The 24327-nt window shown below is 58.9% G+C and carries 21 protein-coding genes and 1 pseudogene; 13 read left to right on the top strand and 9 right to left on the bottom strand.

Going from position 1 to position 24327, the window contains the following annotated elements; translation table 11 throughout:
* Positions 1-216 precede the first annotated feature (216 nt).
* The 7 genes from AU465_RS32615 to AU465_RS32585 all read left to right on the top strand — a co-directional run bounded on the left by AU465_RS32615 (position 217) and on the right by AU465_RS32585 (position 8311).
* Complete coding sequence (locus tag AU465_RS32615) at positions 217-1617, top strand: aminotransferase (protein ID WP_192257074.1); 1401 nt, start codon at positions 217-219, stop codon at positions 1615-1617.
* Positions 1618-1776: 159 nt separating this feature from the next.
* Positions 1777-2805: an ABC transporter substrate-binding protein gene (locus AU465_RS32610; RefSeq protein ID WP_192257073.1), complete on the top strand. Its 1029-nt coding sequence runs from the start codon at positions 1777-1779 to the stop codon at positions 2803-2805.
* 102 nt (positions 2806-2907) lie between these two features.
* Positions 2908-4020: an ABC transporter ATP-binding protein gene (locus AU465_RS32605; RefSeq protein WP_192257072.1), complete on the top strand. Its 1113-nt coding sequence runs from the start codon at positions 2908-2910 to the stop codon at positions 4018-4020.
* A gap of 11 nt (positions 4021-4031) precedes the next feature.
* Entirely contained in the window at positions 4032-4943 is a 912-nt protein-coding gene (locus tag AU465_RS32600; protein WP_192257071.1) for an ABC transporter permease, read from the top strand.
* On the top strand, positions 4936-5742 hold the full coding sequence (locus AU465_RS32595; protein ID WP_192257070.1) for an ABC transporter permease: 807 nt from the start codon (positions 4936-4938) through the stop codon (positions 5740-5742). Before AU465_RS32600 ends, AU465_RS32595 begins: the two co-directional genes overlap by 8 nt.
* A 180-nt stretch (positions 5743-5922) precedes the next feature.
* Positions 5923-6837, top strand: a complete 915-nt coding sequence (locus tag AU465_RS32590; protein WP_312891341.1) for a histone deacetylase family protein — start codon at positions 5923-5925, stop codon at positions 6835-6837.
* Between the two features lie 40 nt (positions 6838-6877).
* The gene (locus AU465_RS32585; protein ID WP_192257069.1) at positions 6878-8311 is read left to right on the top strand and encodes an aldehyde dehydrogenase family protein; all 1434 of its coding nucleotides are present in this window, start codon (positions 6878-6880) and stop codon (positions 8309-8311) included.
* Positions 8312-8425: 114 nt separating this feature from the next.
* Here AU465_RS32585 and AU465_RS32580 read toward each other — a convergent pair whose 3' ends face one another.
* From AU465_RS32580 to AU465_RS32570, 3 genes are all read right to left on the bottom strand, one after another.
* Positions 8426-9325, bottom strand: a complete 900-nt coding sequence (locus AU465_RS32580) for a helix-turn-helix domain-containing protein (RefSeq protein ID WP_192257068.1) — start codon at positions 9323-9325, stop codon at positions 8426-8428.
* 95 nt (positions 9326-9420) lie between these two features.
* Positions 9421-10848 (bottom strand): amidase, encoded by a 1428-nt coding sequence (locus AU465_RS32575; protein WP_192257067.1) that lies wholly within the window; start codon positions 10846-10848, stop codon positions 9421-9423.
* Positions 10849-11093: 245 nt separating this feature from the next.
* Positions 11094-12005 (bottom strand): LysR substrate-binding domain-containing protein, encoded by a 912-nt coding sequence (locus AU465_RS32570; protein ID WP_192257066.1) that lies wholly within the window; start codon positions 12003-12005, stop codon positions 11094-11096.
* A gap of 114 nt (positions 12006-12119) precedes the next feature.
* Here AU465_RS32570 and AU465_RS32565 point away from each other — a divergent pair, with 114 nt between their 5' ends.
* From AU465_RS32565 to AU465_RS32550, 4 genes are read left to right on the top strand one after another with little or no spacing between them, the layout of a single operon-like run.
* Complete coding sequence (locus AU465_RS32565; RefSeq protein WP_192257065.1) at positions 12120-13223, top strand: glycine cleavage T C-terminal barrel domain-containing protein; 1104 nt, start codon at positions 12120-12122, stop codon at positions 13221-13223.
* Positions 13224-13252: 29 nt separating this feature from the next.
* On the top strand, positions 13253-14878 hold the full coding sequence (locus tag AU465_RS32560) for an AMP-binding protein (RefSeq protein ID WP_192257064.1): 1626 nt from the start codon (positions 13253-13255) through the stop codon (positions 14876-14878).
* Positions 14875-16626 (top strand): acyl-CoA dehydrogenase family protein, encoded by a 1752-nt coding sequence (locus AU465_RS32555; protein WP_192257063.1) that lies wholly within the window; start codon positions 14875-14877, stop codon positions 16624-16626. Before AU465_RS32560 ends, AU465_RS32555 begins: the two co-directional genes overlap by 4 nt.
* A gap of 43 nt (positions 16627-16669) precedes the next feature.
* A complete protein-coding gene (locus tag AU465_RS32550) occupies positions 16670-17476 on the top strand; it encodes a crotonase/enoyl-CoA hydratase family protein (protein WP_210325357.1) in 807 nt (268 codons plus the stop codon).
* A gap of 117 nt (positions 17477-17593) precedes the next feature.
* Here the strand turns inward: AU465_RS32550 and AU465_RS32545 are convergent, their stop codons facing one another.
* Positions 17594-18568, bottom strand: a complete 975-nt coding sequence (locus AU465_RS32545; protein ID WP_192257088.1) for a 2-dehydropantoate 2-reductase — start codon at positions 18566-18568, stop codon at positions 17594-17596.
* Here AU465_RS32545 and AU465_RS32540 point away from each other — a divergent pair.
* Positions 18470-18886, top strand: coding sequence for a sensor histidine kinase (locus AU465_RS32540; protein WP_192257062.1), 417 nt, complete (start codon positions 18470-18472; stop codon positions 18884-18886). The two genes, AU465_RS32545 and AU465_RS32540, sit on opposite strands and share 99 nt — an antisense overlap.
* 229 nt (positions 18887-19115) lie before the next feature.
* Here the strand turns inward: AU465_RS32540 and AU465_RS32535 are convergent, their stop codons facing one another.
* From AU465_RS32535 to petA, 3 genes are read right to left on the bottom strand one after another with little or no spacing between them, the layout of a single operon-like run.
* The gene (locus AU465_RS32535; RefSeq protein WP_192257060.1) at positions 19116-20669 is read right to left on the bottom strand and encodes a mechanosensitive ion channel family protein; all 1554 of its coding nucleotides are present in this window, start codon (positions 20667-20669) and stop codon (positions 19116-19118) included.
* Between the two features lie 14 nt (positions 20670-20683).
* Complete coding sequence (locus AU465_RS32530) at positions 20684-21994, bottom strand: cytochrome b (protein WP_192257058.1); 1311 nt, start codon at positions 21992-21994, stop codon at positions 20684-20686.
* Positions 21995-22010: 16 nt separating this feature from the next.
* Entirely contained in the window at positions 22011-22493 is a 483-nt protein-coding gene (petA, locus tag AU465_RS32525; protein ID WP_192257056.1) for a ubiquinol-cytochrome c reductase iron-sulfur subunit, read from the bottom strand.
* Positions 22494-22889: 396 nt separating this feature from the next.
* Between petA and AU465_RS32520 the strand changes: the two genes are divergently transcribed.
* Entirely contained in the window at positions 22890-23639 is a 750-nt protein-coding gene (locus tag AU465_RS32520) for an SDR family oxidoreductase (protein WP_192257054.1), read from the top strand.
* 26 nt (positions 23640-23665) lie between these two features.
* Here AU465_RS32520 and AU465_RS37900 read toward each other — a convergent pair.
* A pseudogene (locus tag AU465_RS37900) lies at positions 23666-23803 on the bottom strand (FAD-binding protein); the annotation flags it as partial.
* Between the two features lie 19 nt (positions 23804-23822).
* Complete coding sequence (locus AU465_RS32510; protein WP_192257052.1) at positions 23823-24191, bottom strand: hypothetical protein; 369 nt, start codon at positions 24189-24191, stop codon at positions 23823-23825.
* Between the last annotated feature and the right edge of the window lie 136 nt (positions 24192-24327).

Raw genomic sequence — 24327 nt, 5'->3', positions numbered from 1 at the left:
CCGGAGCCACGGCACCTCAGTAGAGGGCCGGCATCCGTAACCCTTCACAATTCCTGACATTGCCAACCAGCTTCGCAAGTTGCCTGGAAAGGTTTGTGCGAGACGATCGCTTGTCAAGGATGCCTACTTTATAGGCGTTGTCGCACTGTCCAGTGGCTAGAGCGAAAAGGGGTTCCATGCTTCCTACGGCTTAGTCTTTAGATCGTGAGGATTATTATGGTTGAACCTGCTCTCTCGCCAACGGAAACCGGCGCCCCCACCAATGAGCGGTTTCATCTGATCCAGGCCGCGCCCTTGGCCGGCAGTATCGGTGCGGAAGCTCGCGAGCTCATCACATCTTCTGAAGATGTCTTCGTCACTGATCAGAGCGGGAGAAAACTGATCGACGGACCGGCAGGCATGTGGTGCATCAACGTGGGACATCGCAACAAAGCCCTGTCCGATACATTGCGCGACCAGGCAATGTCCCTGACCTATTCAACACCGTGGTATACAAGCAATGCTCCTGCGGAGAAGCTTGCGCAAATGCTTGCAGAGCGTGCCCCGGGTGACCTCAACCATGCCTTTTTGACGACTGGCGGTTCATCCGCGGTCGAAACGGCAATACGGCTCGTGCAGTTCTACAACAACGTACGTGGACTGCCGCAGAAGAAGTTGTTGATCTCACGCCAAGGAAGCTACCATGGCTCGACATACCTGACCGCATCGCTGAACGGCCGCCCGCGCGATCACGACTGGATGGATGGCGCAAGCGATCTCGTCAGAAAGCTGATTTGCCCGAATCCCTTCCACCGACCGGCGAACTTGTCACTGGAGGCGTTCGAAGATTTCCTCGTCGATGAGTTTCGCTCGCTCATCGAGCGCGAGGGCGCCCAACAGATCGCTGCTTTTGTCGCCGAACCGATCCAGGCGAGCGGCGGAGTGTTGATGTCGCCGCCGACCTATCTGAGGCGCATGCGTGCGCTCTGCGCGGAGAATGACATTCTCTTTATCGCGGACGAGGTGGTCACCGCTTTCGGTCGGCTCGGCCATATCTTCGCATCACAAGATGTGTTCGGCATCCAGCCGGATATGATCACTTTCGCGAAAGGTGTCACGTCTGGATATTTTCCCCTCGGTGGCGTCATGGTGTCGGATCGCTTGCTCAGCGAACTTCGCCGCTTGAACCATCCCAAGGCGAACTTCGTGCATGGTCTGACCTATTCCAGTCATCCCATCGGCTGCGCGGTGGCAATCCGCAATATCGAACTGCTGGAAGACGGTCTCCTCGAGCACGCGCGTGAAATCGGTCCCTATTTTCAGGAGCAGTTGCGGACGCTCGAGGAACTGCCCCTCGTGGGCGAGGTGCGCGGCGCCGGACTGATGGCGGGAATTGAATGTGTTGCCGACGCCAAGGCGGAGAATCGTCTTGATCTCGACCTGACCGTCGGTAAACGGATCGATTTTCATTGCCAGGAGAATGGGTTGCTGGTCCGGCCCCTGATCAATATGTGCGTGATGTCGCCGCCGCTGACCATCAGTCGTTCGCAAATCGACATGATGACCGATGCTCTTCGCAAGGGAATTGAAGCCACTGCGGATGACCTGATCCGTGAGGGACTTTGGAGGCCGGCATAATCCGGCTGCCTGCCTTCCTTTTAGGCAGAGCGGATGGCTAGACGACAGCCAACCAGCCTGAACAGTTTTGAAGCCGGGCCTGAAGCTCCTTTGGGAAGCCCTTAGGTTCTGAAGCGTTGGAATACCGGATTATCGAGCCAGAAAACAAGCGAGGGCAAAATGAAACTCACCGCAACGTCCACCGCGTTAATTCTTGGCCTGAGCACCACGGTCGCCCTGGCTCAAGGCAATCTAAACATCTACAATTGGGGCGAGTACACCAGCCCCGAATTGGTCGACAAATTCTCAAAGACCTACAACGTCCATGTGACGCTGACGGATTTCGATTCTAACGACACCGCACTTGCAAAAGTGCGCCAGGGTTCCTCCGGGTTCGACGTCGTGGTTCCCTCGCAGAGCTTCATCCCCACCTATATTCAAGAAGGGCTGCTTGCCGAGACAAACCCGGGCCAGATGGAAAATGCCAAGAACCTCGAAGAGAGGTGGCGGGATCCCGCTTTCGACCCAGGCCGAAAATATTCCGTGCCGTGGCTTTGGTATACGAGCGGCATCAGCGTCAATACCTCGGTCTTCAAAGGCGACATAAATACCTGGAAGGTGATTCTGGATCCGCCGGATGAACTGAAGGGCAAGATCAATATCGTTCCCGAGATGAACGATATCATGTTCGCCGCGATCAAATTCGAAGGCGGAACATGGTGCACAAGCGACAAGGCCTTGCTCACCAAGGTCCGCGACCGTCTTCTGGAAGCCAAGAAGAGCTGGCTGTCGATTGACTATGCCGGCATACAGAGAATGGCCACCGGAGATGTTTCGGCTTCGCTTGACTGGAGCGGTTCCGCGTTGAAGCGGCGTACTGAAAACCACAGCATCGCTTATGGCCTTCCTAGAGAAGGCTTCACCTATGGCTCTGACAATGTGGTGGTTCTGAAGGATGCTCCAGATCTGGAGAACGCCAAGCTCTTTCAAAACTTCATCATGGCGCCCGAAAACGCAGCATTGAATTCGGTCTATGCCAAATATGGAGCGGCCATCATCGGCGCCGAGAAATACTATACCGATGATATTAAGGGTGCTCCGGAGCTCAACATTCCCGACGATATGAAATCAAAGGGTGAGCTTCTGACGCTTTGCGACCCGAAGATCACGCAGCTCTACAGTCGTATCTGGCAGGACGTCCAGAAGTAGGTGCTCATGTCGGTCCGTTGGCGATGTCTGCACTCCGTTCGACGATAGCGCGTGTCCTATCGGCGGCATAACTCCAGCTGAGTGATTCATTTTGGGGACAATATGAAAGATGAATCTACGCCGGGCGTAGCCATTCGGTTGAGCCAGGTGACCAAGACCTACGGTTCCGGAAACGCCATCGTCACAGCGGTCAAGAGCACGACCCTGGACATCTTCAACAATGAGTTTTTCACGTTGCTCGGGCCGTCGGGCTGCGGGAAAACCACTCTATTGCGCCTGATAGGCGGTTTCGAATATCCGACGGCCGGCACCATCCTTCTCGGTGGCGAGGATATTGCCTCGGTACCTCCGTTCCAACGCCCCATCAATACCGTCTTCCAGAACTACGCTCTTTTCCCGCACATGACGGTTGCGCAGAACATCGGCTTTGGGCTGCGGATGCTGAAACGGCGCCGCCACGAAATCGCTGCCCGTGTCGATGAGATGTTGAAACTCGTGCGGCTGGAAAATCTGTCTGATCGGCGAACAAGTCAGATATCGGGCGGCCAACAGCAGCGGGTCGCGCTGGCGCGCGCGCTCGCATCCGAGCCGAAGGTTTTGCTACTCGACGAGTCACTTTCGGCGCTGGACTACAAACTCCGCAAGGAAATGCAGATGGAGCTCAAATCGCTCCAGGCTGCGACGGGCATCACTTTCATTTTCGTGACGCATGACCAGGAGGAGGCTTTGACGATGTCAGATCGCGTCGCCGTGCTGTCTTCAGGTGAAATAATGCAAGTCGGAACCCCGCACGAAGTCTACATCAAGCCTGCAAATCACTTCGTCGCGAATTTCGTCGGTGAGACGAATTTTCTGCAGGGGAGAGGGCTCAATTCGGATGATCGCGGGGCCGTGATCGATCTTCGGGGGATCGGCGCCGTCGCCATTCCGACGAAGGACAGGGTTGCGCCCGGTCAGCTGGTGAACATCGTCGTTCGGCCCGAGCATTTGCGAATTTTTCCGTTGAACCAGGAGCCGGCCGGCCAACTTACCGGGTTCGTGAAGACGGTAAGTTTCTGCGGTGCCGAGACGCAGTACACAGTCGAACTGAGCAATGGCGCGGCTGTTGTCACGGTCCGCAGGTATAATTCGCCGGAGGAAAATCTCTCCATCGCGATCGGGGACGAGGTCTCGGTGAAGTTCACACCGAACTCAGCCCAGATCCTACCCGGTTGAGAGGCGTAGAGATGGCAAGTCTTGAAGCAGTCCGGACTAAATCAGCAAGCCGAACGCGATGGCTTATGATCAGTCCCGCGGTTCTGGTCGTCATTATAGGTGCGATCGCACCCCTTCTGGTTATCGTGACTTATTCATTCTTGACCCCTGGTTCGACCGGCGGCGTGAACTTTACCCCATCTTTCGATGCCTGGACGCGCGTCCTTTTTGACCGAGACGTCTTCGACGACACGCTGACGCTGTCAGGGACGAACCTCGAGATTCTGCTGCGCTCGCTTCTCTTGTCGCTGGCAACCACGGTTCTGTGCCTGCTCGTGGGATTTCCCACCGCCTACTTCATCGCGACCCTCAATCCGCTCAACCGGGAGGTATGGCTTTTGCTCGTCACTGTTCCGTTCTGGACAAATCTCCTGATCCGCACGTTCGCCATACAGGATCTGATCCGGAACGAAGGGATCATAAATACACTTCTGACCAAGGCAGGATTGATTTCCGAACCGATACAAATGCTGTTTACGAATTTCGCGATTTGCCTCGGACTGGTCTACGTCTACCTGCCTCTCATGATCTTGCCTGTCTACGCAAGTCTGGAACGGCAGGACCGAAGCCTGCTCGAGGCGGCGTCCGACCTGTACGCTCGTCCATTCAATGTGCTTCGCGAAATCATCGTACCACTTGCCAGACCCGGCATTATCGCCGGCTCCATTCTTGTGTTCATCCCTGCAATCGGAACCTATGTCACCCCCATCCTACTCGGTGGCGGCAGAAATCTTATGATTGGCAACTACATCGAATTTCAGTTCGGCCAAGGCCGCGATTGGCCTTTCGGCTCCGCGCTTTCGCTGGCCCTGATGGGCATCGTGATGGTGGCGCTTCTCGTCTACATCCGTCATGGCGACAGCCACGGACACGAACATGGCTAAAGCGTTCCCGGTAACCCACCAGCCTGGCTTCGGCGCTGTCGCCATCACGACGTTCATTTTCCTCTACGCACCATTGGCAGTCGCGCTCGTTTTTGCGTTCAATGCCGGGACCAGTCCTGCGAAATGGGGAGGATTTTCGCTTCGATGGTTTCAAAGCGCCGCAAACAATCAGCAAGTGATCAGTGCTTCTATCCTGTCGCTGAAACTTGCCGCCATATCGGCCACCTTGTCGACAACGTTGGCGGCGCTGGCCGCATTGGCCATGAGCCGGACCCCAAGGTTTCGAGGGTGGACATTAGCCTATAGTGCAATTTCTGTTCCGCTGATGGTGCCTGAGATCGTTACTGCCGTCGCGCTGCTGATTGTAACCGCTACATTTCGTGGCTGGACCGGCTATTCTGGTCTCGGATACTTGATCCTGGCGCACACGGCGTTCTGCGTGCCGTTCGCCTATCTCCCGATCCGTGCCCGCCTCCAGACGATGGACATAAGCCTGGAACGTGCTGCCGGTGATCTGTACGCATCGCCGTGGAACGCGTTTCGCTTCGTCACAATGCCTTTGCTTTTCCCAGGCATTCTGGCGGGCTTCATCCTCGCCTTTGTCACGTCGCTGGATGACGTCGTGATCACCGAATTCGTAAAGACGGCCGGCCAGGACACCCTGCCTACTTATATGCTTGGCCAGGTGCGCCGCACGATTACTCCTGAGGTCAATGCGATAGCGGCCGTTTTCTTGCTGATCTCCGTGGCGCTTGTCATTTGCATCTACGTCGTGAACCAGCGAACGAAGATCAATTGAAGTCTCAATTTCTCACATCCCGTCTTGATATCCGCAACGTGGGCAATGCTCTATGAAAACGATTTTCTCGCCGATACAGCTGAAACACCAGGGTCAATTCGAATTTTACAATGGCGCTGTTGTCGAGGGTTATGAGAACACATCGCGCGCGCAACGTTCATAACAAGCCGGATCGAGGAGGTGCGTCTCGGGCCCGTTCTTAACCCACGGCCGCAGTCCCTGGATACCGCCAAACGGATTCACTCACCTGCCTATCTCGACTTTATAGCGTCAGCGTGGCGGCTTTGGCGGGACGCTGGACGGAGGGGTACAGCTCTTCCCTACGCTTGGCCGGCGAGAGGCAGGTACAAGGATGTCGCGCCAGACTCTATCGACGCCCTACTAGGACAATATTCGATCGATGCCAGCACAGGGTTTGTCGAAGGCACCTGGGAAGCCGTCAAGGCTTCGCATGACACCGCCGTGACCGCGGCAGATTTGATCATCGAGGGCGAACAGGCTTGTTTTGCCCTTTGCCGTCCGCCCGGCCACCACGCCGGAACCGATTTCAATGGCGGCTATTGTTTCGTCAACAATGCTGCCGTCGCCGCGCAGCGCCTGCTGGACGCTGGCGCCTCGCGCGTGACAATTCTGGACATCGACTATCACCACGGCAACGGCACACAAGAGATATTCTACGCGCGCGGTGACGTTCAGGTTGTCAGCCTTCACGCCGATCCCCGTAATGATTATCCGTTTTTTGCCGGCTACGCGGATGAACGAGGTTCCGGCAGCGGAGAGGGGTTCAACATCAACATACCGCTTCCGCATGGCACCGACTGGGCGCAATGGGAGGGCGCACTTGACTTCGCGCTTGGCAGCGTCCGGCAGTTTGGCCCTGACGTAGTCGTCATCTCCCATGGCGTTGACACCTTCGAGGGCGATCCGATCAGCCGCTTCCGACTTTCCCACGACCATTTTCCGCTTATCGGCGCCCACCTGGCAGGCCTCGGGACGAAAACCCTGTTCGTTCTGGAAGGCGGCTATGCCGTCGAAGACGTCGGCATCAATGTTGTCGGGGTTCTTTCTGGCTATGAAGATGCCATCCGCCGTTGAGCCACTGGCAAGAACGAACAACAATCTTACTGGAGCAAGCATGCAGTCCGACAACGCATCGAAATTCTATATCGACGGACGATGGGTGATGCCGGGCGGGGCTGGCCGAATGGACGTGATCAATCCCGCGACCGAACATCCGTTCATGCAGATTGCGATCGGCACTATCGAAGATGCCGACTTGGCCGTAAAAGCCGCTTTCGCGGCCTTCCCGGCTTTCTCACAAACAAGCAAGAACGAGAGGCTGGAACTCCTGCGCAATGTCCTACGATGCTACAATGATCGCTATGACGATATCGCGCGGGCCGTCAGCACGGAACTCGGTGCACCGTTGACATTTTCCCGCGCGGCCCAAGCCTGGGCGGGACAGATTCATTTGGAGTCGACAATCGCGGCTCTTGAAGCATTCAGCTTCGACGAGCACTACGCAAGCTCGCTGATCACCTGGGAGCCTATCGGCGTTTGCGCGCTCATCACGCCGTGGAATTGGCCACTGAACCAAATCGTCTGCAAAGTCGCGCCGGCTCTTGCGGCGGGCTGTACAGTCGTGCTGAAGCCGTCCGAGTTGGCGCCCCTCAGTGCGATCATCTTCGCGGAAGTGCTTGAGAAAGCCGGAATACCCAAGGGTGTCTTCAACCTCATCAATGGGACAGGACCTGAGGTCGGACAGTATCTAGCAGGTCATCCTCGCGTCGATATGGTGTCCTTCACAGGATCCACTCGCGCGGGCATCATGGTCGCCAAAACTGCCGCTGAAACTGTCAAGCGCGTGGCTCAGGAGTTAGGCGGAAAATCGGCCAATATCGTGCTGGCCGACGCTGACCTGGAGAATGCGGTCGTCAAGGGTGTCGAGGCGTGTTTCAGCAATTCGGGCCAATCTTGCGACGCGCCAACGCGCCTTTTGGTCCCGGCCGATCGCCATGCCGAGGCGCTCGACATCGCGAGGCGGGTCGCCGCCGCCACCCGCGTCGGAGATCCTTCACGTGAAGATACCGATATGGGGCCAGTGATCAGCCAGCAGCAATTCGACAAGATCCAGCGGATGATTGGTCTTGGCATCGAAGAAGGCGCCACCCTGGTTGCAGGCGGACCAGGCAAACCTGAGGGTCTCGATGTTGGCTTCTACGTCAAGCCAACGATCTTCGGTGGCGTTACGCCTGAGATGACGATTGCCCGCGAGGAAATTTTTGGTCCGGTCCTGTCGATTATTCCCTACGATACCGAGGCGGACGCGATACGGATCGCGAACGACTCGATCTACGGTCTGGCCGCCTACGTGCAAAGCGGCAACCTGGAAAGAGCAAGAGCGGTCGCACGCAAACTGCAAGCCGGCTCAGTCTACGTCAACTATGCGCCGTGGGATACGCATGCACCGTTCGGCGGTTATAAACAGTCCGGGAATGGCCGCGAATACAGCCACTGGGGAATACGCGACTTTATGGAGGTCAAGGGGATTGTAGGTTGGGGGGCGTGACCGTCGTCCCCCCTCGGCGACAGCTCAAAACCGTCGCGAAAGGACGTCTGAAGCCAGTGAACGCTGAGGATATGGAGCAAGTGCGGTGACGATGCGGGACGCCCCTTGGGGATGCTAACCCTTCAGGGTTTGAGAGGGTGTTTCGCCGAAAAGCGACTTGTAGCGCAGCGCAAAGCGGCTCCAGTGAAAGAAGCCCCAATCCATTGCTATGTCAGATACTTTCCGCGGCGAACAACGAGCGTGCAGCAAGTCGCGGCGGGCGCCGTTGAGGCGAAGCATCATCAGGATTCTGTCGAGAGGGATCTGCGTGAAACTTTGGCAGGATGCCCTGAGGTTAAAGGCCGATATACCAAGATCTCGCGACAGCGACTTCACCGAATGGGGCATATCAGGCGCATCGAAAATTCGATCGCGGATCTTTCTATAGATTTTTTCTGTCTGCGCTATGTGCGGCGTTTGGCGAACAAGGCTTTTCTGGAAAAGCAGCTCGAAACGATCTGTAATGACGTCCGCGAGCACGTCATCGAAGTCTCCCCACGCGCAGGGATGCGATTGTTGGCGAGCGCCACCGAGCAACGACAACAGCCAGTCTGCAAGAAAAGCCGCATTTTCTAGCGGCGGTTCGACAAGCTCCGCTATTCTGCTGCGGTCCTCGTCCGCAACAGCATCACGCCTCAGGACGAGCATCAGCAGGTCGCTATCGGCGTCCATGAACCCGATGCGATTGGTCCAGTTTAAGGCGAAACCTGAGACGCCGGGCGCTTTTTCGCCGCGGACCAATTCGCTTCGATCGCGCTTAGGGTAGTAATAGAAGATCATGCTACCTTCAGGCGCCGAGAACATTTGTTCCGTGCCGACACTGATGGTCTCGCGCAAAATCTCCACGCCTGGGAGCAGGATAGCCATGGTTCGACCGTCATAGCCGCCGGTCGAGACCTGTCGGTATTCCTGCCGCCAACCTGGCAAGGACGCTTCCTGCTCCGTTGCGTCATGGAAGGTGGTCTCAAGATACACGCCGCGCGCACCTCCTGCACTACTCTGAAGAATTTAGCGCCGAACCCTCGGTTGAAGAAATTTCAGGACAAGACATCACTCGTTCGCCTGTGCGGCTATCCTAGCGCGGGACGTCGCTCGTCGCTACCGTACCACGCTCCGATTTCAGCCTCATAGGCAAGGGCGATACTCAATACCTCCTGATCGCAATATGTCTTGCCGACTATCTGAATTCCAGCGGGCACTCCATTTGGAGCGAGCCCGGAAGGCATGTTGACGACCGGACAGCGGCTGAGCGTGTTGAAAGGGTGAGTCATCAACCAGCCCAACATCGGCTCGACATCCTGCCCGTTGATCTGAAGTCCATTTGCCGGATCAAAGTCCGCACTGACGGCGGGTATTGCCAGCGATGGGCAAATGAAGGCGTCAAACGTCTCCATCATCGGGCCGAACGTCTGATACATTTCGCCGGCCACCTCAAGCGATCCGAGGTACTCGCTCATTCCCTTCGCACGAGCACTTTCGGCGAAGGTGCGCGTATAGCCGCATAAATCGTCGCCATGCGTGTCAAGGTATTGCGCTACCCATGTCCCAAAGATTGACGCAAGATAATCGCGCGCAGCGTCCTCGGCGCGCGCGGTCCAGCCGAGATCGACCTCGATCACCTCCGCGCCCATTTCTCTAAAACGGTTGATCGCTTCGACGGTGTTGTTCCGCACATCCTCGCTGACTTGTTTGAAACCGAGATCGATGGAGTAGGCGATTCTCTTCGATTTCATGTCTGCGGGTTTGGGCTCTACTTCGATTTTCGGCCGAAGCGAGGCTACGTCGAGAGGGTGGGGACCACTCATGATGTTTTGCATCAGGATGCAGTCGCCAACGCTACGAGCAAGCGGGCCGGGGTGGTTGTAGAAATCGAAGCTAAAGGGGGCGAGATCGGCATTTCGCCCATATGGCGGCTTGTAGCCGACCAATCCGCACGCTGACGCGGGAATGCGAATGGACCCGCCGATGTCTGAACCGGAGGCGAGCGTCGTGAATCCGGCGGCCAGCGCCGCTGCGGAACCGCCGGAAGAACCGCCGGTGGTGAATTCGCGGTTCCACGGATTGCGTGTGACGCCCCACAGGCGCGAATGGGTGAAGCCGGCGCAAGAAAATTCAGGCGTTGTGGTTCGGCCCATGACCACCGCCCCGGCATCGATCAGATGCTCGTTCACCGGCGATGTCACCGAGGCGACCTCATTTTGAAAGATCAGCGAACCGAATGTCGTGATCTTGCCTGCAATCAAGCTCTCGTCCTTGATGGCCACGGGAATGCCCTCAAGTGGCCGTACGTTCGTACCGCTGCTGTATCGGCGTTCAGCCTCTTTTGCCGCGGCGATCGCATCGTCGGCATACAGAAATGAAAATGCGTTGATGTCGGAGCCGACTGCCGCGATGCGCTCCAACTGCGCGTTGAGAAGCTCGACGGGTGACAAGCTTTTCTTTCGAAAGGCCGCGAGCGCTTCAGTGGCGGATAAATAGCAGAGTTCCAAATCGCTCAAGCTTGTGCTCCGATGAATAACCGCTAGTCAGCTGCCGACTGCGTTGGGCAGGCTGACCTGCGATGGTATTGTCATCGGATCGTTGACCTCTATCCTTCCCGTTTCGGGTCAGTGCCCACTTATTGGGCATTTTGTATCGTTTCGGAGTCCATCGCGTCGGATGGCCTCGCCGTTGGCGGGGGGCCACCACCTGATGCGGCTGCTGAAGCTGATGGTCATCGCTGCGAGCGCTGCCTCATGGACGTTCAGCTTGCGTGCTTGTTGGCGTTTTCCGACTTCTGTACGGCGGACAGCAGCCATTCGACAAACAACGGGGCATCTGGATGGCGGCTGCTGCCTGCTGGTTGGATCAGATGAAACGCTTCATCGATAGGCACCGCGAGAGGAAACGGCGCTATCAATCGGCCGGAGGCCAGGGCATGTCCGGCGAGGGAACTGCGGCCCAGTGCTACGCCTGCACAGTCCGCCGCCAACTCAAACGCCGTCAAGGACGAGTCGAGATGCAACCCTGAACCGGCATCGACTTGCTGGGCTCCAGCCGCCTTTAGCCAGATGCCCCAGCCTTCATGATAGCCCAGCACGTGCAACAGGCGATGATGACGCAGGTCCTGCGGACTGTTCAGAGGATTGCGGCTAGGCAAGTCGGGTGCGCAAAGGGGCGTGATGGTTTCCCAAGTTAGGCGATGGCTGTTGAACCCAGGCCAGTGTCCGGTGCCGTATTGGATGTCGAGATCGAAGTCCTGCGCGTCAAAGGCGTCATTCCAGACGCTCGACAGCAAGCGGATGTTCTTGCCCGGATAACGTTCGAGATATTCGGGCAAGCGCTGAGCCAGCCAATTGACGGCGAAGGAAATGGCGCATCGCACAGTCAGCGAGCTGGTCCGGCGCTGGCCAAACACCTCACGCGTACCGATAGCCAGCCGTTCCATCGCATCCTGCACCTTGGGCAGATAGGCGGCGCCAGATTTGGTGAGCTCCAGGCCGCGCGGGCGGCGGATGAACAGCACATGGTGCAGATGGTGCTCCAACGACTTCACATGTTTGGACACCGCGGCTTGCGTGATGTGCAATTCGGAGGCGGCATGGGTGAAACTGAGCGTACGGGCCGAAGCCTCGAATGCGCGTAGCCATGTCAGAGGCGGGAGGTAACGGTTCATAGCGCGCTCCAAAACACAGCCATAACTTTTTGTATAGGCATGCCCCCCTAATACGTCCTTTGACGAAACCCCGCCAGCCGGATCATTGGTTGTCGACCATAGGGGGAGGGGCCGATGTTTTCAGTTTTCCCAACGGCGCGATTGCGGCCGTCACCGTTTTACGCCTCGGCCGTCGCCGAAGGTATGACCGCGGCCAGCATCTATAACCGGATGATCATGCCCACGTCTTATGGTGATCCCGAGGCTGAATACTGGCGACTGATCAACGGCGTCTCTCAATGGGATGTCGGCGTGGAACGCCAGGTGCAACTGAAAGGGCCGGATGCGGGCCGCCTGGCGCAGATCCTGTCACCGCGCGATCTGTCCAACTGCAAAGTCGGTCAGGGCAAATATGTGCCGCTATGCAACCATAGAGGCACGATCATCAATGATCCGATTCTGCTGAAGCTGGCGGATGACCTTTATTGGCTATCGATTGCCGATAGCGACATCTGGTTTTGGGCCAGCGCCATTGCTGCCGAACGTGGCCTGACCGTCGAGGTCAGCGAGCCTGACGTCTCCCCGATGGCGCTGCAAGGGCCGAAAGCCGAGGATGTCGTGGCCCATGTATTGGGCGATTGGGTTCGACAGCTGAAGTATTTCTGGTTCAAGGAAACCGAAATTGAAGGCATTCCGGTGGCCGTTCAGCGGTCTGGCTGGTCCAAGCAAGGTGGGTTCGAGATCTATCTGAAAGACGGGACTCGGGGAACTCAGCTTTGGAATATCTTCAAGGAGGCGGGCCAGCCCTGGGGCATCGGCCCAGGCGCTCCTGCCACGGCGGAACGCACCGAAAGCGGGCTTGTGTCGGTCGGTGGTGATACCGACGAGGCGACCAATCCGTTCGAGGTGCGTCTGGGCAAGTACGTTGATCTTGATGTCGGCGATGACGTCGTGGGCATCCAGGCGCTGCGCCGGATCAAGGCGGAGGGTGTGAAACGCCATCAGCTCGGTATTGTGCTTAAGGGCGATGCCCCTGCTCCCCTGGGCTTCCGCCGCCAAGACATCATCCGCAATGGCCAGCGCATCGGCATGATGACCAATTGCGTCTGGTCGCCGCGTCTGAAAGCCAACATCGGCTATGCGCTGATCGACGCAGGCGTGCCTGCAGGCGAAACAGTGCAGGTGATGCGCGATCAGGGGCCGGTTTCTGCCAACCTCGTAGTGTTGCCTTTTCTGTAACGCCGGGACCTTGGCCATAGGATCAGAGCATGAGACAGCACTACGACGCCGCCCGCCGCGATGACGCCAATTACGTGGCCCTGTCTCCACTGTCATTCCTGAAAAGGGCCGAGTTGGTCTACTCCGGGCGCACTGCGGTGACTTATGGCGACATAAGGCGCACATGGGCACAGACTGGCGCTCGCTGCCGTTCGGTCGCGGCGGGGCTGGCGGCTTTGGGCGTGGGGCCGGGGGACACGCTTTCGGTGCTGTCGCCAAACATTCCTGAACTCTTCGAACTGCACTATGCCGTACCCTTGTTGGGGGCTGTTTTGAACACGATCAACACCCGCCTGGAGCCGGAAACCGTCGCCTATATCCTGGCGCATTCGGACTCGACGCTGGTGATTGCCGATACAGCCTTCGCGCCCCTGCTGCGTGAAGCCTTTCGATTGAATGGCAACACGCTCCCTGTGGTTGATATCGTCGATGCGCAGGCGCAGGCTTCTGCCGGGCTTGGCAAAAGCAGCTATGACGATCTGGCGGCTCATCCTCCCATGGTATGGGAGCTGCCCAAGGATGAGTGGCAGGCGCTGGCGCTGAACTATACTTCGGGCACTTCGGGGCGGCCGAAGGGCGTGATTTATCATCACCGCGGCGCCTATCTGATGGCGATGGGGACGATTGCCGCATGGGCCTTGCCGCAGCACCCGACCTACCTGTCAGTCGTGCCCATGTTTCACTGCAACGGCTGGACGCATCCTTGGTCGATGGCGATCGTCGGAGCCAACATGGTTTTTACCCGCGATGCCTCGCCTGGCAAATTGCTGGAAGCCATGGCGGCGCACCGAGTCACCCATGTGGGAGCTGCCCCCATCGTGCTGCAGATGCTGTGCGACAGCCGAGATGCTTCCGCGCAGCCCTTCAATCCCCAGATCAGGGTCATGACCGCGGGTGCACCGCCTCCGCCCGCAGTTCTGGAAAAGGCCGCACAAATGGGTCTGGATGTGATGCAGGTGTACGGACTGACCGAAACCTACGGTCATATTTCCCAATGCCTTTGGCGGGACGAATGGGAAGCCCTGTCTGTTTCTGCAAGAGCTGAAAAACAGGCGATGCAGGGCGTCGCCTTCCCGATGGTCGAAGACATCCGCGTGGTCGACAGAGAAACGGGCGCGGATGTGCCGCGCGATGGGCTGACGCAGGGTGAGATCGCCATTCACGGCAATACGGTGATGAAGGGTTATTACAAGGACGCGACCGCCACCGCGGCGGCCTTCGAGTCTGGCTGGTTCTGGTCCGGCGATGCCGCGGTGGTGCATCCAGACGGTTATATTCAAATCCGGGACCGGCTGAAGGATGTGATCATCTCTGGTGGGGAAAACATCTCGTCGGTCGAGGTCGAGTCCGTTCTATACCGACATCCCGCGATCATCCTTGCGGCTGTGGTGGCCCGTCCGCATCCGAAATGGGGCGAAAGCCCATGCGCCTTTGTTGAACTACGCGAGGGCGCGAGCGTGACCGAGGCGGAAATCATTGCCTTTTGTCGTGCCCATATCGCGCATTTCAAAGCACCGAAAACCGTGGTGTTCGGCCCTTTGCCAAAAACCGCGACAGGCAAGATTCAGAAGTTCATTCTGCGGGCGGCAGCCCGTGACCTGGGGCCTCAGGCATGACATTTCAAGCACCGGTCAAGGACCTGATGTTCAATATCGCCCACATCGCGCCATGGTCGGGCGATGCGGTGAATGATCTCGAGACGGCCTCAGCCGTCCTCGAAGAGTTCGGCCGCTTTTGTGCTGAGGAAATCGAGCCGCTCAATGCAGTGGGCGACCGCATCGGCTCGCATTATGACAGAGGTCGTGTCCAAACGCCGCCCGGCTTCCGTGAGGCCTATGCCAAGTTTGTGGACATGGGCTGGCAAGGGCTGCGTCACCCGTCGGAATTCGGCGGGCATGATATGCCCCGCTCTGTCGCCGCTGCCGCTACCGAAATCATCAACGCGGCCAATATGAGTTTCGCGCTATGCCCCCTGTTGACCGATGGCGCGATCGAGGCGCTTCTCCGTTTCGGGTCGCCTGAAATCCAACAGACCTATCTGCACAAGCTGGTTTCCGGCAGATGGACCGGCACGATGAATCTGACCGAGCCGCAGGCGGGCAGCGATCTGGCCCTGATACGGACAAGGGCCGAACGCCAGGCGAATGGCACCTATCAGATCTCCGGAACAAAAATCTTCATCACCTATGGCGAGCATGATCTGGCCGAGAATATCATCCACCTCGTCCTTGCTCGAACGCCTGGCGCGCCCGACGGCGTCAAGGGCATCAGCCTGTTTCTGGTGCCGAAACTGCTGGTGGGCGAAAGTGGCGAACCCGGCGCGCAAAATTCACTCCGCTGTCAAAGCATCGAACACAAGCTCGGCGTCAGGGCGAGCCCGACGTGCATGCTCGAATTCGAAGGCGCCACCGGCTTTCTGATTGGCCGCGAAAACGCCGGGCTGGAAATCATGTTCGCGATGATGAACGCGGCCCGCTTCGCCGTAGGCGTTCAAGGGGTTGCGATAGGCGAGCGTGTCTATCAGATGGCTCTGGCCTATGCAAAGACCCGTATCCAGGGCCGCCCAGTCGATGGTAGCGCATTCGAGCCAGTTCCCATTATCCGTCACCCGGATGTCCGCCGCATGCTGGCGCATATGCGGGCCACGACCGAAGCGTGCCGGGCCCTTGCCGCCTCGGCCGCCGGATGGCAGGACCGTGCACAGTTAGCGGCGACGCCGGAACTGAGAGCGGAGGCCTTGGCGATAGCAGAATTTCTTGTGCCGCTGGTCAAGGGCTTCTGCACGGAGATGAGCCTACAGACAGCTTCAACCGGGGTGCAGATTTATGGTGGCATGGGGTTTATCGAAGAAACCGGCGTTGCCCAGCACTACCGCGACGCACGAATCTTGCCGATCTACGAGGGCACAACAGCCATCCAGGCCAATGATCTGCTAGGCCGCAAGACGCTTCGAGACGGTGGAACAACGGCGAGACGTATCGCTGCAATGATAGCTCAAACAGAAAATGCCCTTCGGCAAGGCTCGCCCGCGGCGCAAGAGATCGCAGCGCAGCTATCTTGCGCGCGCGAAGCATTCGAGTCCGTCGTGGCCCATCTGGTTGCTGTCAGGCCAACGGATCTAAACGCCGCTTATGCAGGCGCCGTGCCCTACCTGATGCTGGCTGGCAATCTTGTCGCGGGCTGGCAACTGGCACGCTCGGTCCTTGTCGCCGAAGCGGGACTGAAGGACGGTGGAGATCCCGAGTTCATGGCGGGCAAAATCGCCACGGCCCGGTTCTACGCGCAACACATTCTCAATGAGGCCGACCTTCAGCGAGCCCGCGTCATGGACGGCGCCGCAAGCCTGTTGGACATCGGATTCTGAGTCGAACCATCACCCATCTTCACCTCGCGAACAGGACCGCAACATGGCCATCCAAATCGACATGACCCGATACGAGAACCTTGCCGTCGAGGCTCATGACGAGGGGGTTTGGGTCGTAACCCTGAACCGTCCCACCAAACGCAATGCGCTGGATGCAAATACGATCGAAGAACTGGTCGACTTTTTTTCCACCGCTCCTCGCGCGGGCGTGCGCGCGATCGTGTTGGCCGGGTCGGGGGACCATTTCTGCGCCGGACTTGACTTGATTGAACATCATCAAGCTGACCGCAGCCCAGCGGATTTCATGCATATTTGCCTGCGCTGGCACGAGGCCTTCAACAAGATGGAATATGGCGGCGTGCCGATTATCGCGGCCCTGAACGGCGCGGTTGTGGGCGGTGGGCTGGAACTGGCCAGCGCGGCCCATATCCGGGTGATGGACAAGACGACTTATTTTGCGCTGCCTGAAGGCCAACGCGGACTTTTCACCGGCGGCGGCGCCACTATCCGCGTCACCGATCTGGTGGGCAAGTCGCGCATGATCGACATGATGCTGACGGGCCGGGTGTATCAGGGGCAAGAAGCGGTCGATCTGGGGCTCGCGCAGTACATTGTCGAAGGCTCAAGCTTCGAGAAGGCCCTGGAGCTCGCTCACAAGGCGGCGCAGAACCTGCCGCTGTCTAACTTCGCAATTTGCTCCGCTGTGAGCCACATGCAAAATATGTCTGCTCTGGATGCCGCTTATGCCGAGGCTGTCGTTGCGGGTGTGGTGAACACCCAGCCCGAGGCGCGGTCTCGACTCGCCGCCTTCGCCGACAAAAGCGCGGCACGTGTGCGGGCCAACTATTGAGATCCGGGATTGGTTTGTAACTGAATTGCCTTCAGGCGGGGCTTGGTCACTAAGGCGGGAACCCCTGTGCAATAGAAGGAATGCGCCGTTCGGGTTGATGAGACGGCGGGTGCCGTTTCAGGAGTAACACCCGCGCTCCACCGCCAGCCGCTTCACCAGCGCCGACACCGCGTCGATCGCCGGTGTCGGCCGGTCCGTCAGGCGGCCGAGTTCCTGCACGGCGCTGACCAGCGCGTCGATTTCCATCGTCCGGCCGCGCTCCAGGTCCTGCAGCATCGAGGTCTTGTGCTCGCCGACGTCGCCGGCGCCCTTGATGCGGCGGTCGACCGCGATGGGAAAGCGCACGCCCAGGCTTTCGCCGATCGCCTGCGCTTCCAGCATCATGGTGCGGGCGAGCGCGCGGGTGCCGTCGTCGGCGACGATTGCGGCAAGCGTCGAGCCGGTCAGCGCCGAAATCGGGTTGAAGGACAGGTTGCCCCACAGCTTCACCCAGATTTCGCTGCGGATGTCGTCGCGCACCGGCGCCTGCAGGCCGGCCTTGACCATTTCCTCGGCGAGCCGCGTGACGCGCTCGCTCTTCTCGCCGGAAGGTTCACCGAGCGAGAAGCGTCTGCCCTCGACATGGCGGATGAGGCCCGGTGCGTCGACCTCGACGGCGGGATAGACCACCGAGCCGATGACGCGCTGCGGCCCGATCCGCTGCCAGATCGCGCCGCCCGGGTCGACACTGTCGAGCCTGGCGCCTTCGAGCGGTCCGCTCAGTCCGTGAAAGTACCACCAGGGCACGCCGTTCTGCATGGTGACGACCGCGGTGTCCGGTCCCAGCAGCGGTTCGATCTGGTCGAGCGCCGGGGTCAGCGAATGGGCCTTCAGCGCCAGCACGACAATGTCCTGCACGCCGAGTTCCTCGGCCTTCGCGGCGGCCCGGACGGGCGCCACCGATTCCTGGCCGTCCTCGATCAGGCGCAGGCCGTTTGCCTGGATCGCTTCGAGATGCGCGCCGCGCGCGACGATCGACAGCTCGGCGCGGCCGGCGATCGCCAGCTTGGCGGCGAGATAACCGCAAAATGCGATCGCCTGGGCCTGCAGAATGCGATCCTCAATCTCGTGTTCAACGCGCGCGATGCAATGCCTGACGGCGGCTCGATCTCGATAGACGCCGCAATGGCGGGTCACGGCCGCACCGCCCTTGTCGAGGTCCGCGTCGCAGACCAGGGTATCGGCATGACCCAGGAAACCATGGCCCGCGCCTTCGATCCTTTCTTCACCACCAAGTGCCCAGGGCTGGGCGGTATCGGCTTGCCGATGGTGAAGCATTTCGCCGAGCAGCACGACGGAAGTGTCGAAATCAACAGCGCACTCGGGTCAGGCACAACTGTGATCTTGCGATTGCCTGCGGCTCTCCAGTGATCTGAATGCCGATGAGTTCGCTTCCTGCTGCGCGGATTTTCGGCGGGATATATTTAGGACGCAGGAAACGGCTTCATCGACTCGCAGGGCGAATTGCGTGCACCTACCCCAGATTGTCCCGGTGGAGGATCTCGTCGTCGATCAGATAGGCATGTGGCTCAGATAGGCATGTGGCAAGGCCCGGCAAAGTCAGAAAAACGACGGTTTCGATTCCTGCCACGTAGAAGGGTCATACCTTTCCGTCCTTGTGCACACCGGCTGCTCGAACACGCTTGAATGGGACGCCGCGGAAGACTGTCTCAATGGCTTTGAGCAGGGCAAAGCTCGAGTTCGCGTGCTGCTGTCCAGGTTTGCCGTTTTCACCCAAGGTCGACATTCGGGCTGCCAGGATAGCTGCCAGGTCCTCGGCCATTTCGGGCCGGTCGAGCAGCAACGGAGCGAAGCTCGCCTGGTCTATCGCGTAAACCACGGCGTGGCTCATCGCCCGCAATGTCGACTTCTCGCCCAAGCCGGCGAGCAAGCCGTTCTCCCCGAAGAAATCGCCGGGCGCCAAGTGGCCGATTTCCTCGAAACGAGCGTGGTCTTCGCGTTGTCGAACGATGACGCCGGTCTGGACGATCATGAGAGTTGGCAGCATCTCTCCCTGTCGTGCGATGATGTCGCCCTTGCGATAAGTGCGCACCGAGACCGTTGCCGCAAGAGTCTCCTGTTCGTCTTCTGTTAGGGCCGAGAATATCGGTATGGCCCTGATAAGTTCGATAGGGGTGACTGGCGGGGGAAGAGCCGTCTGTTCTATCGGCAGAGCGGGCATCGAAATCGAAGAGGAAGGCTCGGCCAGCAGCAACCCTGTGGATTTCACATGGCGGTAGACGAGATCGATGATTTCATTCCTCGCCGGGACGCGTCGATGGACATCTGCAACATAGAAAAGCAATTCGACCTCGATCGCCCTTGCATCCAGACCCTTGATCGCAACCAATGGTGGGGGTTCCTTCAGGATGGAGTCGCAACTCAGCAAGGCCATGCGCATCACATCCACGACAATCGCCGGCATCTTCGTCGGCGCCAGTCTTACTGAGAGCGAAAGTCCGTTGTTTTCGTCGGGGCTACTCACATTGGTCAGGCCAAGCTTGGCCAGGAAACTGTTCGGGAGTACGACAATATTGTGAGCCCAAGTGAGCAGGTGGGTCGACCGCCAGTTTGTCTCAACAACACGACCTTCGGTGCCGTCGCTGAGCACGATCCAATCGCCGAGCACATAGGGGCGACCAAGGGTTAGTGCGACGCCTGAGAATAGATCGCTTAGCGTATTCTGGAGCGCCAAGCCCAGCATGATGGCAAAGACGCCCGATGTGGCGATAAGCGTCCCGACGGGAACGGCGAAGACGAAAGCGAGGATCGATAGCAACGTTCCAACGTAGACGACACCGACGACGAGCTCCTGCAGAAGGCGCGCCTCACGCGGCTTTCCCTCGAAGACAAGGTAGATGCGGACAAAGCCGATCAATGCCCAAGCGAAATGAAGCCACCATAGTACTTTGGCAGATCCGATGAGGATCGCTTCAGGTGTTGCCACATCGCCCCGCGCCGGCTCGTAGGGAACGACCGTGCCGTCCAGGAGCAGGACCGACATCACAAGGAAGAAGGCGATCTGAACGACCAGTCGTACGTTAGCCAACCGCATCGGAATCAGGTGCCACACGACAATTCCGGCAAGGCCAACCAGCACGATGTAGAGAAGGGGGGAATTCCACAAGTTCATGACTGCAGTCGCGTCGGCCATCGTGGGCCACCCGCCTATTTCGGCTCTGGATGCGGCTGATGGCCGGTATCTCGCGGAGCGGTGAGAGTTGACGCTGCCTTATTCCTCTCCAGGACTGCCTCGGTTATCGAGTTGGGCAGGCGCCGTGGCGTCTCGAGGAATCCGAGTAGCGGCATGGCGACGATGAAGAACGCGAAATAGTAGAGAGTCGCAATCTGGGACATCGTGACATAGGCGCCTTCCGCGGGCTGCGAGCCGAGCCAGCCGAGAAAGAGGGCGTTGGCCACGAACAGCCAGAAGAAGAACCTGTACCACGGCCTGTAAACCGCCGACCGCACCTTTGAAGTGTCGAGCCACGGCACCAAGAATAGAACGGCGATTGAGCTGAACATCGCGAGCACTCCGCCGAGTTTGGAATTGATCGGTCCGACGTTGAAGGTTATGGCGCGTAGGATCGCGTAGAACGGCAGGAAGTACCATTCCGGCACGATGTGAGCAGGTGTCTTCAGCGGGTTTGCGATCGTGTAGTTGTCGGGATGGCCGAGAAAATTTGGCAGATAGAAGACGAAATAGGCAAAGAAGAACAGGAACACGATAATGCCGAACGCGTCCTTCACGGTAGCGTAGGGCGTGAAGTCCACAACGTCGGTCTTTGATTTCACCTCAATGCCGGTAGGATTGTTCTGGCCGACTACGTGAAGCGCCCAGATGTGCAATGTCACCACCCCGACTAGCAAAAACGGTAGCAGGTAATGCAGCGCAAAGAAGCGGTTCAGCGTTGGATTGCCGACTGCGTATCCGCCGAGCAGCAATTGCTGGATCCAGTCGCCGACCAGTGGAATGGCGCTGAAGAAGCCGGTGATGACAGTGGCGCCCCAGTAACTCATCTGGCCCCAGGGCAGCACGTAGCCAATGAAGGCCGTCGCCATCATCACCAGCAAGTTGGTACAACCGAGTACCCACAGAAGCTCTCGCGGTGATTTATACGAGCCATAATAGAGCCCGCGGCAAATGTGGATGTAAACCGCGATGAAGAAGAACGAGGCGCCATTCGAATGCAGGGAACGCAGCAGCCAGCCCGAATTCACGTCGCGCACGATCTTTTCGACTGAATCGAAGGCCAGCGTGGTGTCGGCCGCATAGTGCATGGCCAGCACGACGCCGGTCAGGATCTGCGCCACCAGCATGATCGTGAGAATGCCACCGAACGTATAAGCGTAGTTCAGGTTGCGCGGGACGGGATAAACGATGAAGGAGTCATGCACCAACCGCGGCAGCGGTAGGCGGGCGTCGAACCAGCGTTCGATACCGGTCTTGGGCTTGTAGGTCGAGTGTCCCTCACGCATCCGAATGTCCTCTGCCCTAGCCGATACTGATCTTGGTGTCGGAAATGAATTGGAACACCGGCACCGCCATGTTCTCAGGTGCCGGTCCCTTTCGGATGCGGCCGGCGGTGTCGTATTGCGACCCGTGGCATGGACAGAGCCAGCTGCCGAGGTCGCCTTCCTGGGCGAACGGAATGCAGCCCAGATGCGTGCAAACCTGGACCATCACAATCCAGGCTTCCTTGCCCGGTGTGGTACGGTTGGCATCGGTCGCCGGCGCGTCGGCTGGCAGATTGGCATTGCGAGCGATCGGGTCCTTGAGATCGGTCAATTTGAGGGCCTCGCTGTTCTTCCTCTCTTTTTCGGTACGGTTGCGCACGACGACGGGCTTACCGTTCCAGTTCACGACCAGCGACGTTCCCGGCGTTAGAGAGGAGACGTCGACCTCGACCGAGCCCGGCACCTCGGGGGTCAGTGCGTGCTCGGGATTGCCGGTTTCCCGTTCGGAAATATCGGCCATGATGGCGGCTCCTACGTTGTCGAAAAGCTGCCTCGATGGCGATTGCCGCTATCGAGCAACCAAAGGCCACGCTCTTCGAATTTTCTTCATGCGGAGAACCACAATTGCAGGCGTGGCGGGATGTGGGCCATCGTGCCAAGGGCCGGAGTGTCCGATACTTTCGTTTATGATCTTGCGGGCAGCTATCGGCCTGGATTTGGAGCAGAGGATCGATCCCCTGCTCGCAAAACCAGCGTTCATGTCTGATGGCGCGTCTTCAGCCGACAGCGGCAAGGAGATCGTGGCGACCACATCAAGGTATGGATGGTAGCGCGCCTTTCAATTGAGTACCGTGTAGGCACCCGTGCAAAGAAACTACCGCGGTTTGGGCTATCAGGCACACAGAGGGAATTCGTCATGTCGAGGCTGAAAGGTAAGGCCACGCTGATTACCGGCGGCACCAGCGGCATCGGTCTGGCGACGGCCCGCCGCTTTCTTGAGGAAGGCGCGCGCGTCGCCATCACCGGCACCAATGCCGGCCGTCTTGAGGAGGCTCGCGCCAGTCTCGGCGGCGATGCAGTCGTCATTGCGGCGGACGCCGGAGATGTCGCAGCGCAGGACATGATCGCACGACAGGTCGAAGCAAAGTTCGGCAAGCTCGACGCCGTTTTCGTCAACGCCGGCATCGCCGATTTGCGACCGGTGGGTGATTGGACCGAAGATGCATTCGACAGGAGCATCGATATCGATCTCAAAGGGCCTTATTTCCTCATCAAGGCGCTCGTGCCGCTGCTGTCGAACCCGTCCTCGATCATTCTCAGCGGTTCGGTCAACGCGCATTTGGGAATGGGCGGAACGCACGTCTATGCGCTGGCCAAGGCCGGGATGATTTCGCTTGCCCGTACGCTCTCGGGCGAACTGATAGGGCGCGGCATCCGCGCCAACGTGATCAGCCCCGGCCCGATCGACACGCCGCTCAACGACAAACTCGGCCTCGATCCGGCGGCGGCGAAAGCGCGCGCCAAGGCGGTGGTCGGTCTGGTGCCCGCTGGCCGTTTCGGAACTGCCGACGAGATCGCCAACGCGGTGGTGTTCCTCGCCTCCGACGAATGCCGCTTCATGGTCGGTTCGGAAATGCTGATCGACGGCGGCTTGAGCATTATGTAGGCAGCAATTGACGTTCGGGCCGGCTCCACTTTCCAGCGTCCACCGGCCTCGATGACGCCAATGCGGTATCCCTTTTCCGCGGCGCGGAGCGCGGCAACGCTTCCACCAAATCCAGAGCCGACCACAACGACGTCATAGTCAAAGTTCGTCGTAAGCTCGTTCATTGCTGGGGCAGCGCCTGCTTCACCATCCGGCCCGTGTCGCAGGACTGCGTTTCAACACGACCCAACTCACGACCAGAAGCCACGCGATACAAACGACGGGCGAAATGGATCGCGAATAGGCACCGTCCGGTGCCCAGAAGCCGCCACTTAACCAAGTGGTGCCGCCCAGCAATACAAGGACGACGGCCGCGATCCCCACCGCGAAGAGCGCGTTCGAGATCAGTTTGGAACGCCAGAGGCCGAACGCCGCCGCCATGACCAGCATCGCGCGAGGAAACGAACTCAACGCGACGCTGGCCCATGCGAAGTCGTTCAGTCCCGATGTGAGCGTTTGATTTGCGGAGCCCGCGATTGAGTGTGCGAGGGCAGCGCTAACGGTGATGAGCAAGAGGAACATCCCTGCGAACACGGCGCTGGACGCGGTCGCCGCCGCGCCCCAACCGTCCTGTCCTGCATCAGCCAAAGTTGCCCTGAGCGCCGCCGCAAACCACATGAGATTGAGGACGGCGAAGCCGGAGAAAACC

The organism is Mesorhizobium silamurunense, from assembly GCF_014843905.1.
Lineage (GTDB): Bacteria > Pseudomonadota > Alphaproteobacteria > Rhizobiales > Rhizobiaceae > Mesorhizobium > Mesorhizobium silamurunense.
This window is presented reverse-complemented; position numbering and strand designations above follow the sequence as displayed.